Raw genomic sequence first — 18,844 nt, forward strand, 5'->3', positions numbered from 1 at the left:
TCAACAATATAGCTAATATGAAATGGCGCGGGCTATATATCACTGTAACGGCATTTATGCTGCTCACTTTACCAATTAAAGCTGTCAGTGAGCATTGTCGAGAAGATTCGTGGAATCAAGCCCTCAAATTTCAAAAGCAAGCGGAGTCTTGGTACAACGAAAAGGCCAGTAAATTCAATGATTTTCTAGCTTTCCATAAACAACAAGAATTCCTGTATCAAGAATTTAGTACAGCAGAGATGTCAGCGTTGTGGAACTCACAAAGCGAGCTACACCAGAGAAAGATCCTTGACCAATTGCAGGCTGCAACTACTGTCTTAGCAAACCTTCACAAAGAGATCGATGAAATTCGCCAACAGTCTTCGATCATAGATAGAGCAAACAATAACTGGAAAAACCTATCCACGCACTGTACCCAAGTGGCTCTCAATATAAATAGCTCTTCCAGCCAGTATTACATCAATACGAATCTCGCTTTAAAACAAGAGACCGAGCGCCTTGTAAGTAAACTCAATATTATGATTGGCATCTATCAGCAAGAAATTCAGGCTATAGAAGCCCTCAAACCATAACTAGACTTTGCCCATAACAAGCTGCTGGAGGTAACGCTATCATCGCTTCTTGCACCATACCTTGAACAAGCTGGGGTCAGTGAACTAGCACAAAAAAGCAGCGAGTTTATCATTACTACGCACTTGCAATTGGCAACAATGGAATAGGTTAGCGTTAACAACGGGGGATAGGGACAATGCTTGAAAAAAATGGCCTGAAGCAAGAAAGACGAAGGGATTGCTTCAGGCCTCTTGGAATCAATCGCTCAGTTGGTCGCACTTGGCGGCGCAGATGAAATCATTTCGATGAAGACCTTTGATAGAGTGGCTCCACCAAGTGACCGTCACTTTACCCCACTCCAAAAGGATTGAAGGATGGTGAAACTCATCCTCCGCCAGTTGTGCAATTTGGTCTGCAAAAGCCCATGCCAACTTAAAGTTCTTAAACTTATACGCTTTTTCAAGTTGGGGAATTCCGTCACGTTCTATCAACTGCCACTCATTGAGCTCAGTAAGCAATAATCTTTGTTCTTCTTTAGTCAATGCAATCGCGTCGCTGCTGCACGCTTCACATCGTAATTCATTAAGCATGTGTGATTTCCTTAGGTTCAAATAACGGCGGTAGCAGACCCGCTTTCATCGCCTGATGTACATATGACATCAAGTCCTTTTTACTCAGGTCGTACAACTGTTTGATATCTTCGAGAAGAAAGTACGCTGGCTGCATAATATCGATGCGATATGGTGTTCTCAGCACCGTATGGATATCAAAGCCTTCTCGCAACGGACGTTCATCATCCAGAGCATAGAGTGTCTCTCCTGGAGAAGATAAAATTCCGCCTCCATAAATTTTGCACTCTTGCTCTTCCTTCACCAAGCCAAACTCGACGGTAAACCAGTACAGTCTAGCGAGGTAGACCCTTTCCTTACTCGTAGCCTCTTTACCAAGTTGGCCATATATATGAGTAAATTCAGCAAACTCAGGATTAGTCAGCATTGCACAATGACCAAAAATCTCATGGAAGAAGTCTGGTTCCTGCAAATAATCAAACTCTTCACGAGAGCGTAGAAAAGTCGCGACTGGAAATTTTTTATCCGCCAACAGAGCAAAGAAACGGTCGAAATTTATCAATGCGGGAACAGGTTCAACTTGCCATCCTGTTTCCTTTTTTAAAACCTGATTAATTTCAGGCAACTGCGGAACCCGATCGATCGGTAAATCAAGCAGTTCCAAGCCGCGCAAATATTCCTTACAAGCACGTTGATTCACTAAGTCCAACTGACGGGAAACCAAATCGTGCCAAATCTGATCTTCCTCGCGACTCCAGTCGACAAATCCTTGTTTATTAATAGGTTTAGATACGTACTGAGTCATCACCTTTCCTTTTAACAACTCCTTTACATTTAAGCCTATCGCCTCATGAAATCGGTGACAATTCACCAGGGTACTTCCCCGCTCAAACGGATGTAACATAAATTTTACATTTTACTTTTTTTTGCTTATTTTTCAGCAATATGTTTCTTGGCTGATTGTTTGACATTGACTGTTTTTGCAACAAAACTTAGCCATAGTTAGGGAAAATGTGTAAGACGAGGAAGTGATGTCCACTCAAGAGTCAGTTGAGCTGGTCCCCCTATGGGAACCTAGCGGAGAAAGAACCTCCGCATCCAATTTGAATAAGTTTATCCAGCATATCAACATGCAGGGCGAAGCCATCGAAAACTACCACGACCTGCACCAGTGGTCTGTTGATAACAAAAAGCATTTTTGGCTTTCGATATGGCAATTTTGCGATGTGATTGGTTACAAAGGTGACTGCATTCATGGTGAGGGCATTGCACGTTGGGGCAAATTCTCACCGAGCCGTGACACCATATGGTTTCCTCAATCGCAGTTAAACTACGCTGAAAATCTGCTCTCTTATGCCTTTCAGGATCCAGAAGGTGTGGCTATCTGGTTTAAAAACGAGAGAGGGCAAAGCCGAAAATTGACTTGGCAACAACTGTGTGACCAAGTCTCCATCCTACAACAGTGGTTAAAACAAAACGGAGTTGAAAAAGGTGATGTCGTTGCAGGTTATCTTCCTCACATGCCTGAAACCGTCGTCGCAATGCTGGCTACAACCAGCCTAGGTGCGATATGGACATCCACCTCACCAGACTTTGGCGTAGAAAGCGTCAAAGAACGTTTTGGTCAAGTACAGCCTAAGATTTTGTTTTGCTGCAATGGCTACAGTTTCAATGGCAAAACGTTCAAAATGGATGAAAAAAACAACCAGATTGTTAGCGCTATATCTAGCATCCAAAACGTCTGTCACATTGATTATTTACAAATTGGACAAGAGAGTTCGTTCGGCAATGAACAATGTTCAGACTGGGAATCCATTCTCGCCAGTTACATCCCTCGCGGGCTGAGATATCAGCGGGTCGGATTCAATGATCCTCTGTTCGTTCTCTACTCTTCAGGAACAACAGGCAAGCCAAAATGCATTGTGCATTCGGTGGGTGGTACCATACTTAATCACTTAAAAGAGCATCAGCTTCACTGTGATGTCCAACCTCGTGATCGGGTATTTTATTATACTACCTGTGGCTGGATGATGTGGAACTGGCATGTCTCAGCACTCGCTAGCGGAGCAACCTTAGTCATTTTTGATGGTAGCCCAATGTATCCGATGCCAAGCGTGTTATGGGAGTTGGCTGAAGAGGCAGACGTCAGCTTGTTTGGTACGTCGGCCAAATACTTGGAAGCACTGCAAAAAGCAGAGTTCAACCCAAGTCATTACTATCGCCTTGATAGCTTAAAGACGCTCTGTTCAACGGGTTCCGTGTTGTACCCTCAACAATTTGACTACGTCTACAGCCGAATCAAAGCTGATATTCATCTTGCTTCTATTTCTGGTGGAACCGACATCTGTGGGTGCTTTGTGATAGGGAACCCTATCTCTCCTGTCTATCGTGGAGAGTGTCAGGCACCAGGATTAGGGCTAGATGTTCGTGTATTCAACGAAAAAGGCCAACCGGTGGTGAATCAGCGTGGTGAGCTTGTGTGCCTCAACAGCTTCCCCAATCAACCTGTAGGCTTTTGGCATGACAATGGTGAACGCTATCACAATGCCTATTGGGGAAAATATGAGAACACTTGGCATCATGGAGATGATGTCGAGATGACGAGCACTAGCGGTGTCATTTTTTACGGAAGGAGTGATGCAACACTCAACCCTGGAGGTGTAAGAATCGGAACTGCAGAGATTTATCAACAAGTGAATCAACTCTCTGAGGTTGAAGATTCTATTGCCGTTGGTCGGCTGCTCAATGGCGATGAAAAAGTGGTACTGTTTGTCCAACTCGCGCACGATGTAACACTCAGTGAAGAATTAATGGCAACCATCAAGCAACAGCTGAAAACTCAGTGCTCTCCGCGTCATGTTCCCGCAGAAATTTACCCCATCAGCGAGGTACCAAAAACAAAATCTGGTAAGCTCGTTGAGTTAGCGGTGAAACAAGTATTGCATGGCAAAACAGTGCAGAACAAAGGCGCTATAGCCAACCCTCAGGTTCTTGACGAAATCGCTCAGTATGCCACTCAAGCCGTTTCCTAAAGCAAAAAGCCCGAACCATTAAGTTCGGGCTTTTACGATCTGAGAAATCAAGGTTACTTCTTGGCGATGGCCATCAATACTGTCAATTTTCCGTTCGGGGTATCGAAACTGAATGGTGTTGTTACTTCGACCTCATCAAAACCGACACTACTTAGCACTTGCAATACATGAGTGGGGGTCATTCCACCTTCTTCATCTTTCTCCGATAACCAGTCCCAATGAACAAAATAGTTGCCTTTATTGAGCAGGCTATAGACGATATCAACGACGTCAGAATAGTTTGGCAAAAAGCTACAAACTGAAGACGCAACCACTAAGTCGAATTGACTTCGGAACGCCGGGTGCATGGCCACCAACCCTCTTGTTAGGAGGTCAACGACTGGCTCTACATTATCAAGTTCTTTCTTATCTAGCTGCTCAATCATCGCCTCTGAACTATCTAACGCTACGATATCTTTGGCGAGAGGAGACAGTTTTTGGCTCAGTAGTCCGGTACCACAACCAAAATCAAGAATTCGTTTCCCTTGGACATCGATAATTTCCTGAAGAGAGTCAAACGCTTTCTGTGCATACAATACTGCTAAAGGCTCGTTTTCCCACTCTGCTGCATAATCATCCCAAATAGTAGCCATCATGATCTCCCTATTACCTCATTCATTTGGCGTTAAACAAGAGTATCAAAACTGCATGAAATTCATAGCTTTTGGCGTCATAAAACAGACAAGCGTAATGTATTCTTATAACATTAGCCTATATAAGCACCAAATACGCGAATTGCCCAGATGAACCTATCGCAGATTGAAGCCTTCTGTACTATTGCTGACACTGGGTCAGTGTCCGAAGCTGCTAGACAACTCGAATGCAACCGAACAAAATTAAGCATGTCGATAAAAGCACTGGAAAAGGACCTAAACATTGAGCTTTTTGTCCGCACGGGCAACCATGTTTCTCTGTCAGAAGCAGGCAAAGCCATCTATAAAGACTGCCAGAATATGTTGGTTACCGTTTCGCGAATTCGTCAGACCTGTGCTCAAGTGTCCGGTGAGTTCAACGCTGAAGTCTGGATCGCACGCGATGATTCGTTGCCAGATGATATGTGGCAGAGCCTTTCCCACCAGCTCAACAATAAATTTCCTGCAACCTCGTTTAATATTGTCCTTGCATCTAGTGGTGATCTGGCAAACCTAGTGGTCACTCAACAAGTCGATTTTGCTTTTGGTGTCGATTACGAACGTATCGATGACCCCCATATAAGTTACCACCCGTTGGGCAAGATCCGACTGATGTCGGTATGTAAAGCCGATCATCGCCTCAGTCAGCTTCGACGTGTTTCGGACAACGAACTGCGTAATGCAATGCAAGCGGTCATGGTTTACCTCAACGAAAAAGACAATCCCGAATTGCAGCCTTTCTCATTGCGCCATATTGGTTTCTCTAGTTTTGACTATATGCTCAGTACCATTCTCACCGAAGATGCTTGGGGGGTATTACCAGAACCTCTTATCCGTCACCATTTGCGTAAACAAGAACTGGCTGTCATTAAGCATACCTATGGTTTAACGCAAGAAGACTACTGTATGTTTACCGCAGCAGGCATGGCAGAGCACCCCGGCATGTCATGGTTGGCGGATAAATTAAACGAATATTTGTTTGATTTTTGATAGTTTGGCTTTCATTACCTGTGACAATAGCGGCATTGCGCTGCGCTTATCTTAACAATACGACAGTCAGTGTCAGTTTTTGTGACACTAAAAATCAACGTTAACACCCTGAATTCTAAAGACAAAGTGTGTAATACCACTATCTCTGGTTATTTTAAGTACAGATCAAGTTTGTCAAATAGGCTGAGTACGCAAAGAATAAAGATATCAATTGCGAAGAGAATACTCTATGTGTGACAGGACAAGCTCAAATGAAAAACGGATTCTGATCTTCTCAGCCCTATTAGCTTCAGGCTTTGCAGTGGGGGGATTGGTACTCGGGGTGCTTGTTGGTTCACTGGTTATTGTCTTTGATGGCGTTTATTCATCTGTCAGTCTGCTGCTAACTTTATTGTCGCTCGCAGCTTCCAAATACATTCAAAGCCCTTCAAGAAGCCACTTTCCATTCGGCAAAGCCGTGCTTGAGCCGGTTGTTATTGCCGTCAAGGGCAGTGTTATTCTCGCGGTAGTCAGTTACTCACTCTACTCTGCCCTTATTGCTGTCTTCAACGGTGGTCGTGAAGTGGATGCTTCAATCGCCACTTTATTTGGTGTGGTCAATGTACTAGGCTGCGGCTACGCGTGGTGGCACATCGCTCGCAAATCAAAACGTCACTCTTCTGGCTTGATTGAAGCGGAAGCCAAACAATGGCAGATGGACACACTACTGAGCGTTGCAGTCACACTCGGCTTTATTGTGGCATGGGGTATCGCCTTATCACCTCTGGTCGAATACTCTGTCTACGCCGATCCTATGATGATGATTCTAATGTCGTTTTACTTTATAAAAGTCCCTTTCGATATGCTTAAAGAAGCCATTAGAGAGTTACTAATGATGCCACCGAGCGATGAGATCTGCGATGTCGTTGATAAAGAGGTCATAGCGTTAGATAAACAAGTGAAACAGAAAATTAGGTTAGCCGCTGTCACTAAGGTAGGCCGAGAGCTTAGAGTTAACCTAGATGTCCACTCCATGGAAAAACAGGTGGCGGTGGCTGATCTCGAACAGACTCGACGTATTTTGAAGAGCAAACTGGCTAAACTTCCACTCGACCTAAGGCTTAACCTGAACATAGCCAGTTAAGCAAACTACTGTTTGCCAATGAAAACGCCTTCCCAACAGGGTGTTTTTATCTATAACCCTACCAAAAGCGCCAGTTAGTTCTATTATTATGTATGTGATTTCATAATAAACATCTCCAGACAATAATGGAGAGGCCGTAGCACGAAAAACATCAAGGTTGGCGCCTATGAAAAACCCATTTGCATCACTACTTTCTGACAAACAGTCAAAGAAAACCGAACCTCATCAAGACGACAGCATCAAAACCAGCGTCTTAGACTTATTGTCTGACGGTATGGTGATCTTCGATGGTCAATCTGGATCAAATGCGATTTTTTATGCTAATCCGGCCTTTCTCAAGTACTACGGTCTTCTTTCAAATCAAGTGATCGGCCGTAACATCATTGAATTCTTCTCACACTATCTTAATGATGATCATATTGCTGAACTCCATAGTGCCGTTCATGAGGCCACTTCTCACACCAGTGAACTTTGTATACATCAAGAGGCACAAAAAGGCTGGCTACGCGTCAATTTAGAACCGATGAAGAAACAAGGAGGAGGCAACCATTACCTGATCCTCACTCAGGCCGACATCAACCAAATGAGGCAGGTTCGCCAGGAACTAAAGGCATCCAACCAAAAGCTCCAACAGTTAGTCTCTAACCAGAACCAGCGGCTCAATGAGCAAGAATTGCAAATGGGGGTAATGTTTGAGCAAGCGGTCGACAATATGCTGCTTCTCGATGATGAGCTGAAAGTACTCGACGTGAATGACTCGGCACGGACACTTTTTGAGCACAGCAAAGCTGACTTACTTGGGTTGAAGCTGACATCACTCCTATACGAGTTTACCGAGAGCAAGATTGAGGAAAAACTCTCAAGCGTCGAAATGTATCAAGAAGTCGCACTGGACGAAGTGATTAAAGTCAGCCGGACCAACGATGTGTTAAGCATGCTTGGCTATGTTAAATACATCACAATGAAGGCAAAAAATTACATTGTCTTGACCTTGCGCGACATCAGCCAAGAGCGAATCGCTCAGAATGAGTTAAGAAGAAGCCAAAGCGAACTGGAAGAGGTGGTAAGAAGCCTGAACCTAGCGACTCAAGCCGGTGGGATCGGTATCTGGAGTTGGGATTTCAAAACCAACGAGCTCTCTTGGGATGAACGTATGTATCAGATTTATGGGGTCGACCCAAATAACTGCGACAATAACTACGCCATGTGGCAAGAAAGAGTGTTGGACGAGGATATATTTACTGCTGAGGAATCCCTTAACAAAGCGCGAGAAAACCTCACTCAGTTCAACGCTGAATTCAGGATACAACTGCCTGATCAGGGCATACGTTGGATAAAAGCGGCAGCAGACGTTCTCTTTGACCAAGACGGCACAACGCCTATTGGCATGGGCGGTGTCAACATTGACGTAACCAAAGAAAAGACGGCGCAGGCAAACTTGAGGCATGAAAGTGAGATCGCCTTAGCGGCCAGTGAAGCCAAATCCATGTTCTTGGCCAACATGAGTCATGAGATACGCACACCAATGAATGGCGTCGTCGGCATGTTAAGCCTGCTTAGTGAATCAGAGCTCAATGGTGAGCAGAGAAGCATGGTCACCACTATCAAAGACTCGGCGTTAACCCTTCTGCACATTATCAACGACATCTTAGACTTTTCAAAAATTGAAGCCGGTCAAATGTCGCTGGAAAGTGTCCCAGTCGAACTACAAAAGCTAATAGAAAGAACCTTGGATGTGCTCTGCCTGCAAGCCAACAATAAAGGTATTGAACTCTATTTAACTTACGATGCCAGTCTACCTAAAGTGATAATGAGTGACAGTGTCAGGCTAAGCCAAGTGCTCCTTAACCTCGTTGGCAACGCCGTCAAATTTACGGACAGCACCGATGAGATGAAAGGTAAAATATGGGTCTCTGCCACACTGAACCAACACGACATCGCACCTTATGTCGAGATCATGATTGAAGACAATGGCATTGGTATGACGGAAGAACAAATTGATAAGCTGTTCAAAGCCTTCAGCCAAGCTGATACCAGTACCACAAGACTCTATGGCGGGACAGGTTTAGGTCTCTCGATTACTCGCTCACTTCTCGAAATGATGGGAGGAGATATTCAAGTTGACAGTCGATTTGGTGTGGGCAGCCGCTTCTCGATTGAACTTCCTTTTATTGAAGTGGAAGAAGCCCCGCAAGACCTGACACCAAACTACGTGAACGGCTCTAGGATTCTGTTTGTCACCAATGACCAAAACATTGCCACTTTCTGCGACATCAACCTTGCTAACTTCCGCTGCAAAACCAACTGTGTCGCCAATATGCAAAGGGCGATTGCAGTACTGGATTACGCCAACAAAGCCGGTGCAACCATTGACTTGATTATTGTTGGGCCTGACTTGTATCACTATTATGAGGAAAAACCGCTCTCGCTGCTTGAGTCAGCACTGCTTGAAGAGCAAAAATTTATCTTTCTCTCTCGCGACCCGAGTGTTAAGCCTGGCCTCGCGAAACACAACTACTACGTAATGCCTTGTAACCCTTTCAAGCCAAGTGAACTAACCACAGCCATAGGCGTCATGAGAGAACTGATTAGTGATGAAAAAAACATCAAGTCTATCGTAAACGAATCTGAACAACACATTCGTCAAAACAAAAATGGACTCATCCTCGTGGTCGATGATCAACCCACCAACCGTGACGTCATTCAGCGGCAGTTACATCACTTGGGTTATCAATGTGAATTGGCGGTCCATGGACAAGAAGCGCTTCATAAATGGAAACATGGTCGATTTGATTTGATTTTAACCGATTGTCACATGCCAGTAATGGATGGGTATGAACTGGCAAGTCAAATCCGAAGCATAGAGCGGCAGTCGCCAAATATGGGACATACGCCGATCGTAGCCATTACCGCCAATGCAATGGTTGAAGCCTCTGAACAGTGTTTCGCTTCAGGGATGGATGATTATTTAACCAAGCCAGTCGAACTCAAAACTCTTGATCAATCGATTGAAAAGTGGATGCAGCTCTCTCCTATTCCCATAAAAGAGAAGGCAGCAACAGAAGCAATGTTAGAGCCCAACGACGTTGAAGTACCGAGCGTCAACTCTCGACAAGAACCGATCTGCATGTCGACTCTAGAACAGATTTTGGGCACAAGAGAATGGTCGATTGTAGCTCCTTTACTTGCTGGATATTGGGAATCTGTCAACGAAGACATTGGCAACATTGAGCACGCATTAGTCAAACAGAGTCATGCAGAACTTCAACAAATTGCCCATGCTGCAAAAGGAGCCGCTCGCTCTGCCGGGGCCAATAAACTCGCAGATAAATTTGAGATTCTACAGAATACAGCACATCTACAAAACTGGCGGGAGCTATCTAGTACGTTACAAATGGCTAAAACCGAGCTGAGCGGCATAGAGAGTTACCTGATTGAACATTCAATTATCGAAGATACGGAAGTGATTTATGAGTAACTATGACCCGACCGACTTTACGGTGCTCGTCGTTGAAGATCACAAGTTTTCTCGCCAAGCACTGGTCGGAATGCTAGTGAGAGGAGGCTACGAAAATTTGCTATGTGCCAAAGATGGCAAGGAAGCCATGACCAAGTGTGCTGAAAATAAGATTGATTTGATCATCACTGACATCAACATGCCTAATCTCAATGGACTCGAGCTGCTCAAAGCGATTAGAACCAATCAAGCCCAAGTCGCCTGTGACACACGGATCATCGCCGTGACGACACTTTCAGATACAGCGACGATTTCGGCTTGTATGACATTGGAAGTGGATGCTTTTCTTGTGAAGCCCATTAGCATCAAATCGGCAAAAGAAAAAATCCAGAGCGCGATCACTGAGCCAAAACGTTTGTACCAACAGCACTTCTATCAGGATGTTGATACCCGTATCAATTTGTCACCTCAGGACAATACGCAGCAGATGACAAAACGTATTCGTTCGATCAATAGTTGCGTGCGTGAACTAACGCAACTTTCGGAGATCAAAGAAGGCATGACACTGGTCTACGATATCAACGCGGTCTCTGGAGGCTGCCTACTCCGCGCAGGCACCAAACTCAACAAAAAACTCATTTTGCGCTTATGTGAGCTGAGTAAGATCATTGATACAAATAGCATTGTTGTACGAGAAGACAAGACGCAAATAGCGGTATGATATGGTTTTCTAAAATTGAGAATCAAAATGAGAACGGACAAATATTCCTAATCTTGAGAACAAGATGACAACGCCGCAACCAAGGTAACTAGGCAAAAAAACAATGTATGATATTGATTATTAACAACAATTATTGAGAAACCCGCCAAATCCAATAGTTGGTTCGATATTTGCTACCCTTGTGTTAAGCAGCACGATTGTCAACTTAACCTCGTTGTGAAGGAGCAATTTATGTCAACATTTGAACTCAGCAAATTTACGATTCTGGTTGTAGAGGACAACAACTTATCCCGCAAGGCATTGATCGGCATGTTGTTCAAAAGTGGTTACGAAAACATTCTGAGTGCACCGGACGGTCGCAGTGCCATAGAAAAAATCGAACATAACCATATTGACCTGATCATTACAGACATCAATATGCCGCACATTAACGGTTTAGAGCTGATTAAGTCCGTGCGCATGGGGCAAACCAAAGCGACACAGGAAACCAGTATTATTGCGGTGACAGCCCTGTCAGATACAGAGACTATCTCCACCTGTATGCGCTTTGAGATTGACGCGTTTCTCCCCAAGCCTATCACTGTAAAAGATGCGCGAGAGCAGATAGAACAAGCCATCACTGGCCACACCGAATTATACCAGCAACATTTATACAGTGATATCGACACTGAACTCAACAGTAACAACCAATCAGACACACCTGACGGGCCTGTGTCAGAAGTCGGCAAATTTACCACGGTACAGAGTTTATATGATCTACAAGCGGGTATGACTCTGGTCGGTGATATTTTCGCCAACAATGGCGGCTGCTTGTTAAAAGCCGGAACGCTTCTCGACAACCGTTTAGTAAAGAGGCTAAGAGAGCTCCAGTCAATCATTGACGACCATCCAATCCGAGTTCACCTAGAAGAAGACCAAGCACAAGAAGCCTGATAGCTCAGGCTTCGATTATTATGCCAGCTCTTGCCGCTGTTCGCTTTAAGCAAGCTACGTAACGCTTGTTTTGCTTGCGCCAGCCGATAAGGCTCCCCCCTCACAACGGTTATTCCGATTAACTCGCTTTATTTTTCTCTTCACAACACTTTTGGGTTGCGGGTTGAACATGGCAAGCGTATAGTTAATCGCAATTCGACGATTAACTATTAATAGACACCTCATGGTAAACCAATGCAACCTTGCAAACCAGCAAGCATTCTCGACGACAGACGCTGAAATCGCAGTAGAAACGGCCTTTGCGTTGAAGGCAAAAGCACTTTCACACCCAGCCCGAGTCAGGATCCTTAAGATTTTGGTGACATTGGATAACCTTGGCGGTTGTCTCAACAGTGATTTGGTGTCCCAGTTAGGTCTCGCTCAATCAACAGTGTCTGAGCACTTGCGTATTCTAAAGCAGGCTGAGTTCATCATCGCGGAACCCAACCCACCTAAGGTTTGTTACAAGGTTAACCGGGAAGCCATTTCCGAATTTAGCCACGCATTTAATACCATCTTTAACTGAACTGACATCTGAGTATGTCACGCTACTACCCAGATTTTTACACCTTCATCAATCGCCTTTCGACGATAAACGAAAGAGAGACACACAATGAAAACTGAAACTGCAGTAAATAATGCCGCAAACAACATGAGCTTCCTCGACCGCTACCTTACCGTGTGGATCTTTGTTGCCATGGCCGTTGGAGTCACCATAGGAGCTCTATTGCCTCAGGTTGCAGAATGGAATCAAGCCATGTCTGTTGGCAGTACTAATGTTCCCCTAGCCATCGGCTTGATACTGATGATGTATCCACCCTTAGCAAAAGTAAATTACAGTCTCTTGGGCAAAGTACGTCAGGATAAAAAGGCCATTGCGCTGTCATTGGTGATGAACTGGGTTGTTGGCCCTGTACTGATGTTCATTCTGGCACTGACATTTCTGGCTGATCACCCAGGCTATATGGTTGGCATCATTTTGATTGGTTTAGCGCGTTGTATTGCCATGGTTTTAGTCTGGAATGATATTGGTGGTGGTAACAAAGAATATGGTGCCGCTCTGGTTGCACTGAACAGCGCTTTCCAGATCGTGACCTATAGCTTCATGGCTTGGCTGTTTATCTCTGTGCTTCCGCCGGTATTTGGCTATCAGGGTTTCGAAGTGGATATTTCCATGCTGGATATTGCACAAAGCGTAATGATTTACCTTGGCATTCCATTTCTAGCCGGTTTTTTAAGCCGTAAGTGGTTAGTCGCGGCTAAAGGCGAACAATGGTACAACCAAGAGTTTATTCCTCGTATCTCGCCTATCACCTTGATAGCCCTGCTCGCGACGATTGTGCTGATGTTCAGCTTAAAAGGGGAGATGATTCTAGAGCTACCAATGGATGTGGTGCGTGTCGCTATTCCACTGGCCATCTATTTTGTTGTGATGTTCTTTGTTAGCTTCATTATTGGTAAGAAAATGGGCATCGAATATGATAAAAATGCCTCGATTGCCTTCACCGCGACAGGCAACAACTTTGAGTTGGCGATTGCGGTATCGATCGCGGTATTTGGTCTTAATTCAGACCAAGCTTTTGCTGGTGTGATTGGCCCATTAATTGAAGTGCCTGTGCTGATTCTTTTAGTTAATATCGCTCTACGAATGAAACAGAAATACAAACTAAGCGCACGACACGCCTAGCTACTTCTCGCCCGCCAGACATGGCGGGTACTATTATCCCCTTTCCTTTTTACGTTGCTCACAGCGTATCAATATGGCCTGCTTTTCCTCATCCGTGCAGGAACGCCACTGCAATATCTCATCGAGCGTACGAAAACACCCAACACAGATATCATCATCATCGAGACAGCAATTTCTTACACAAGGAATTGGCACCTGTTCATCCATGGTTTCTGTTTTCATCTTCACCTTGTTACTTTAAAGCTAGTGCTTGAAGATCCCGCTGTCGAATGGAATACAGATTTGCTTATTATGGCAACAAAAAAGAGAGCCTCAGCTCTCTTTTGCTTCTTTATCACACTGGAAGTGTTGTTCGTACAGCTCCATAAAATCTTTCCTGATTTCCTGTTCCAAGTGCGTCGCTTTATCAGTTGGGCAGAAAATCATAAAATGCACGACCTGCTCGCCTGTCGAGCTACTGGAAATATGGATATGAGGTTCCGCACCGGGCAAATCGACCCCCGCATGCTTTTCGATCATTGTGTTGTATCGAGTGGCAACATCACTAAAATAGTGGCAATGCCCCTCAATCTTTTCGATCATTAATGGAACCAAAGGGAATAAGTTGACAAACTCGCCAACGATAATAGAAAAGTTATGATAGACGTAGCGCTTCATAAAATTGAGGTTTTTCACTGGGTAGGTGAAAAACATACTGTTTGGTAATGTCGCCGTTTTCCCTGTGTAGTGGTACTGACCATGATGAAGATCTATTTCTTGAATCACAGTGGCCATCATATTGTGCTCAATCACCTCGCCACAAATCTTGCCAACCTCAATCCAGTCGCCAATGCGAAATGACCGTGAGCTCGCTCTCTGGATAGAGCCTGTAAAACAAAGAATGATCTCTTTCGATGCCACAACGATAGCAACGGCAATCGCCGTAACCGACAGCGCAAATTCATTAACTTCCGATTTCCACAGCATGAAAAGCAGCACAACGGTAATGGCGAATGCACCATTCTTAGTGCGCGACATCCAGTTACGCTGTTCTTCAGACACAAACGCAACGTCACCACGAATTTTGGATAAAACAATACGGCGTATTATCGCTATCAGAAGGATAATAAGCGCGGTAAAAATAAATTTTTGAGTCAGAAGAAAATCGATTACGGCTTGTACTTTCTCCATTCTCAGCTCCTATTGTTATTATAGAGAAAGGGGCCAAAGCCCCTATAAAAATTCCGTTTTGAATGAGATTAACTTCCCATAATTATTGATAATAATCTAGTTTACATTTCTATTAATGCAGACTGGGTAGCGTTGACAAGCTATTTGAAACGTGCAGACGTAATAAACTCACCAAAGGTTTCACACCAAACAATCACGGTATTGTATTGGGCCACATCAACGTCTTTTGGCAAGCTAAGGGCAAAACGATCAAACGTCTTCACCTCTCCCACTCTCACCATGGTATGCTTTTTCTGGTTGAAGTTGGCTTCAGTTTCAATAAACTGAGGTGATAGGTAAAGTTTATAGTCCGGACCAGGGGCAAGCTCACCGACAAAAGCAATTTGGTCATGACTAATAGAAACTGAGCCCTCTCCCCAATGAAGAAAATCACTGTCTTTTCGGTCGCGCTGGAAGGTTGCAGTATAAACCGCCTTGTTGGTCACAGCCTCCACTGAGCTCATTGAGGGAGAATCTGGCTGGATAAGAATGGGTAAGGCATAAATACCGACAGCAAAACCGATTGCCCCACATATAAGGTGTGTAAACAGTAAAAAAATCCTTTTCATCCCCGAAACCTCTGTTTATCAAGCATACATAGTCAATGTACACGATAATCAATGAGATAACAGGGACATATCGAAATTTTATCTGTAGTGAAGTGCTGTTTTCTCACACAAGCTCACAATAACCTGTACAGCCTGCTCCATACCTTCAATGCTAATAAATTCATGAATACCATGAAAATTATAGCCTCCTGTGAAGATATTCGGACAAGGTAAACCCATAAAGGACAACCTAGCACCATCGGTGCCACCACGAATGGGCTTAATTTTAGGCTCGACATCGCAAGCAATCATCGCTTGCTTGGCGAGTTCAATAATATGCGGATGAGGCTCGACCATTTGTTTCATGTTGAAATAGCTGTCTGATAATTTCAGCTCTACACGTCCTTTGCTTAATGTCGAGTTAAGCTCCTTCACTTTACTCTGCATCAAGGCTTTGCGTTGCTCTAGCCCGTCACGCTCAAAATCACGAATGATATAACCTAGCTCACAGCGTGCCACTGCCATTTCTGCGGACTTCAAATGATAGAAGCCTTGATATCCTTCGGTCGATTCAGGGGTTTCATCAGCGGGCATCATCAATTGGAACTGGGCGGCAATGTTCATGGCATTCACCATTTTATTTTTTGCGCTTCCTGGGTGGACGTTGACTCCGTAGCAAATCACATCAGCACTGGCTGCATTAAAGTTTTCGTACTCCAGTTCACCCACCGGACCTCCATCAATGGTATAGGCCCATTGTGCTCCAAACTTCTCCACATCAAACCGGTCCGCACCACGACCAATTTCTTCATCTGGTGTAAAACCGATGCAGATATCGCCGTGGGGAATGTCTGGATTCGCTTTCAACTCAGCAACAGCGGAAATAATTTCTGCAATACCGGCTTTGTTGTCCGCACCGAGAAGTGTGGTGCCATCAGAGGTAATCAGGTTGTGCCCCAATAGCCTACGCAGCTCAGGGTATTGAATTGGCGACAGCACTTCATCACCTTTACCCAAGGCGATATCGCCACCCTGATAATCTTCAACAATCTGAGGTTTGACATTTTTTCCTGACGCATCAGGCGCGGTGTCCATATGAGCGACAAAGCCAATGGCTGGCACATCGTAGTCAACATTGCTGGGCAGCTTCGCCATCAAATAGCCGTTATCATCAAGTAACACATCACTCAAACCAAGTTCCAACAGTTCTTGTTGGAGGAATTGGGCCAAAGTGACCTGCCCTTCACTACTTGGGCAGGCGGGGTTGGAAGGGTTGGACTGCGTGTTAAAGGTCACGTAGCGCAGAAAACGTTGAACCAGTTCATTCATAGCGGTATCTCTTTGTATTATGATTGTTAGCATGCTGGCGTTCATCCTACGCCTTATCAACAAAGAGGTTTTGCTGTAAATCAGTTTTTAAGCGATGAGAGCAATACAGTGCATAACGATGACACTGGTGGTCAGCCTTGCTCTGAGGATCTTATATCCTACGGGTTTGCGCTCTTTTTCCGCTATTCTTACTGCTCGCTCTGAAAACCAAACCAGAAAATAACCAAAGCCCAACAAGACAAGCGCTAAAGCGACGTTCTGGCGTGACAGTAGCAAGACACCCCATGTCATCACAGCAAACAAGTTACTGAGTAAAAGTGCATTACGGCTGATTTTATCTACCGAGTGATCGATGCCATTGCCCCACAGTACTCCCGACAAAAAACTCAAGATCACCACACTGTACGAAATAAACATTTCTTCGCCTGTAAGCCCGAAGAGCCTCGCACCTGTGACAATACAGATGAGGCTCAGCGCGAAAGGCACTAGCCCCAAATAACCCAGCTTAAACATGATTGACATTGACGATCTTCCATTGCTCATAAACGCATCCTTAAGTATTTTTGTTTATTACGACGAAAAAGCCCGAATAGTTTGCTATTCGGGCTTTTAATTATCGACTTAAGGCAGCATTAAAGCAGGATGAAAATACCCGCCAAACAAGCACTCATAAGATTCGCCAACGTACCAGCAAGCACAGCTTTGATACCAAGATTAGCCACTTCTGAGCGGCGCTCTGGCGCAATCACACCGATAGAGCCAAGCTGAATAGCAATCGAACCTATGTTTGCAAAGCCACACAGTGCAAATGTGACGATCACTTGGGTATGTTCAGAAAGCAGGGCTTTGTGCTCGACAAAATCGATGAAAGCCACAAACTCATTCATAACAATTTTCTGGCCAATGTAAGAGCCCGCCATCAGCATTTCATTGGCCGGCACACCAATCACCCATGCCAAAGGAGAGAACAGGTAGCCGAACAGCGTTTGCAGCGTCAATCCGCTAAAGCCCGCCACGTCGCCCAAACTTTCAAGACCCGTGTTGACCATGGCAATCACGCTGACGAATGCAATCAACATGGTACCGACAGCAACGGCAACCTTCATGCCGTTCATTGCACCACTTGCTAAAGCATCAATCACATTACTGTCTTGCGCTTTGTCCATTGCAATATCTGATTGATCAATTGGCGTTTCACGCTCAGGAACAATGATCTTAGCCATCATCAAACTGCCCGGCGCAGCCATAAAGCTTGCGGCAATTAAGTACTTGAGCTCAACGCCTAATCCAGCATAACCCCCCAGTACACTGCCAGCCACAGAGGCCATGCCCCCCGCCATCACAGCAAACAATTCAGAGCGAGTCATGCGCGAAAGGAAAGGTCGAACAAGAAGTGGAGACTCACCTTGAGATAGGAAGATATTACCGGTAGCAACCAGAGACTCGGCTTTACTCGTCCCGAGGAACTTTTGGATACCACCACCGATAAACTCAATCACCTTTTGCATAATGCCAAGGTAATAAAGTGCCGAAATTAGTGCACTAAAGAAAATGATGATAGGCAGAACACGAACCGCAAAGATAAACCCAGTATTGGCTAAATCACCAAACAAGAATCCGATACCTTCATCAGCAAAACCTAACAGGCTAGAAACACCATTACTTAAACTGGTGAGTGCGGTTTGTCCCCAAGGGAAGTACAAGACCAAAGCGGCAAAACCGACTTGAAGTAACAAGGCGCGAGAGACTGTTTTCCAGTTGATCGCTTTACGACTCTCTGACAGCAACACAGCACATAATAACAGTGCCGCAACACCGATTAATCCGAATAGGACATTCATTAAAGATAACCTCTACAAGCATTGGTAAATAGCTGGTCCGGTCCGTGGGGTCATTCACCATTCCATGTGACGGCTTGTATTGGCAGAGCAGTACTCTTAACCGGGCGGAGAGTATAACGCACGCAGTGAGATATTCATCACAT

General features: G+C 44.7%; 18 protein-coding genes. 9 read left to right on the forward strand and 9 right to left on the reverse strand.

Going from position 1 to position 18,844, the window contains the following annotated elements; genetic code table 11:
• Positions 1–17: 17 nt before the first annotated feature.
• Entirely contained in the window at positions 18–572 is a 555-nt protein-coding gene (locus TW84_RS19460; RefSeq protein ID WP_045977289.1) for a hypothetical protein, read from the forward strand.
• Positions 573–809: 237 nt separating this feature from the next.
• On the opposite strand, the gene TW84_RS19465 is transcribed toward TW84_RS19460, so the two are convergent.
• Positions 810–1,142 carry a 4a-hydroxytetrahydrobiopterin dehydratase gene (locus TW84_RS19465; protein WP_045977290.1) on the reverse strand — a complete coding sequence of 111 codons (333 nt, stop codon included), beginning with the start codon at positions 1,140–1,142 and terminating at the stop codon, positions 810–812.
• Positions 1,135–1,926: a phenylalanine 4-monooxygenase gene (phhA, locus tag TW84_RS19470; protein WP_045977291.1), complete on the reverse strand. Its 792-nt coding sequence runs from the start codon at positions 1,924–1,926 to the stop codon at positions 1,135–1,137. Before phhA ends, TW84_RS19465 begins: the two co-directional genes overlap by 8 nt.
• Positions 1,927–2,152: 226 nt before the next feature.
• On the opposite strand from phhA, the gene TW84_RS19475 reads away from it, so the two are divergent.
• A complete protein-coding gene (locus TW84_RS19475) occupies positions 2,153–4,153 on the forward strand; it encodes an acetoacetate--CoA ligase (RefSeq protein WP_045977292.1) in 2,001 nt (666 codons plus the stop codon).
• A 53-nt stretch (positions 4,154–4,206) separates the two neighbouring features.
• Here TW84_RS19475 and TW84_RS19480 read toward each other — a convergent pair whose 3' ends face one another.
• Entirely contained in the window at positions 4,207–4,785 is a 579-nt protein-coding gene (locus TW84_RS19480; protein WP_045977293.1) for a class I SAM-dependent DNA methyltransferase, read from the reverse strand.
• Positions 4,786–4,935: 150 nt separating this feature from the next.
• On the opposite strand from TW84_RS19480, the gene TW84_RS19485 reads away from it, so the two are divergent.
• The 7 genes from TW84_RS19485 to arsB all read left to right on the forward strand — a co-directional run bounded on the left by TW84_RS19485 (position 4,936) and on the right by arsB (position 13,774).
• On the forward strand, positions 4,936–5,814 hold the full coding sequence (locus TW84_RS19485) for a LysR family transcriptional regulator (RefSeq protein ID WP_045977294.1): 879 nt from the start codon (positions 4,936–4,938) through the stop codon (positions 5,812–5,814).
• 229 nt (positions 5,815–6,043) lie between these two features.
• Positions 6,044–6,937: a cation diffusion facilitator family transporter gene (locus TW84_RS19490; protein ID WP_045977295.1), complete on the forward strand. Its 894-nt coding sequence runs from the start codon at positions 6,044–6,046 to the stop codon at positions 6,935–6,937.
• 166 nt (positions 6,938–7,103) lie between these two features.
• Positions 7,104–10,415 (forward strand): ATP-binding protein, encoded by a 3,312-nt coding sequence (locus tag TW84_RS19495; protein WP_045977296.1) that lies wholly within the window; start codon positions 7,104–7,106, stop codon positions 10,413–10,415.
• Positions 10,408–11,115 (forward strand): response regulator, encoded by a 708-nt coding sequence (locus TW84_RS19500; RefSeq protein WP_045977297.1) that lies wholly within the window; start codon positions 10,408–10,410, stop codon positions 11,113–11,115. The genes TW84_RS19495 and TW84_RS19500 overlap by 8 nt, the downstream gene beginning before the upstream one ends.
• A 231-nt stretch (positions 11,116–11,346) precedes the next feature.
• Complete coding sequence (locus tag TW84_RS19505; protein WP_045977298.1) at positions 11,347–12,048, forward strand: response regulator; 702 nt, start codon at positions 11,347–11,349, stop codon at positions 12,046–12,048.
• 223 nt (positions 12,049–12,271) lie between these two features.
• The gene (locus tag TW84_RS19510; RefSeq protein WP_045977299.1) at positions 12,272–12,613 is read left to right on the forward strand and encodes an ArsR/SmtB family transcription factor; all 342 of its coding nucleotides are present in this window, start codon (positions 12,272–12,274) and stop codon (positions 12,611–12,613) included.
• Positions 12,614–12,700: 87 nt separating this feature from the next.
• A complete protein-coding gene (gene arsB / locus TW84_RS19515) occupies positions 12,701–13,774 on the forward strand; it encodes an ACR3 family arsenite efflux transporter (RefSeq protein WP_045977300.1) in 1,074 nt (357 codons plus the stop codon).
• Between the two features lie 33 nt (positions 13,775–13,807).
• On the opposite strand, the gene TW84_RS24205 is transcribed toward arsB, so the two are convergent.
• From TW84_RS24205 to TW84_RS19540, 6 genes are all read right to left on the reverse strand, one after another.
• A complete protein-coding gene (locus TW84_RS24205; protein WP_084720270.1) occupies positions 13,808–13,996 on the reverse strand; it encodes a DUF1289 domain-containing protein in 189 nt (62 codons plus the stop codon).
• A gap of 90 nt (positions 13,997–14,086) precedes the next feature.
• Positions 14,087–14,944 carry a mechanosensitive ion channel family protein gene (locus tag TW84_RS19520; RefSeq protein ID WP_045977301.1) on the reverse strand — a complete coding sequence of 286 codons (858 nt, stop codon included), beginning with the start codon at positions 14,942–14,944 and terminating at the stop codon, positions 14,087–14,089.
• A 140-nt stretch (positions 14,945–15,084) separates the two neighbouring features.
• Positions 15,085–15,552, reverse strand: a complete 468-nt coding sequence (locus tag TW84_RS19525) for a DM13 domain-containing protein (protein ID WP_045977302.1) — start codon at positions 15,550–15,552, stop codon at positions 15,085–15,087.
• A 78-nt stretch (positions 15,553–15,630) separates the two neighbouring features.
• Positions 15,631–16,860 carry a peptidase T gene (gene pepT / locus TW84_RS19530; RefSeq protein ID WP_045977303.1) on the reverse strand — a complete coding sequence of 410 codons (1,230 nt, stop codon included), beginning with the start codon at positions 16,858–16,860 and terminating at the stop codon, positions 15,631–15,633.
• Positions 16,861–16,947: 87 nt separating this feature from the next.
• Positions 16,948–17,403, reverse strand: a complete 456-nt coding sequence (locus TW84_RS19535; RefSeq protein ID WP_045977304.1) for a DUF3429 domain-containing protein — start codon at positions 17,401–17,403, stop codon at positions 16,948–16,950.
• Between the two features lie 89 nt (positions 17,404–17,492).
• Entirely contained in the window at positions 17,493–18,701 is a 1,209-nt protein-coding gene (locus tag TW84_RS19540; protein WP_045977305.1) for a NupC/NupG family nucleoside CNT transporter, read from the reverse strand.
• Between the last annotated feature and the right edge of the window lie 143 nt (positions 18,702–18,844).

This window comes from Vibrio neptunius (assembly GCF_000967495.1).
GTDB lineage: Bacteria > Pseudomonadota > Gammaproteobacteria > Enterobacterales > Vibrionaceae > Vibrio > Vibrio neptunius.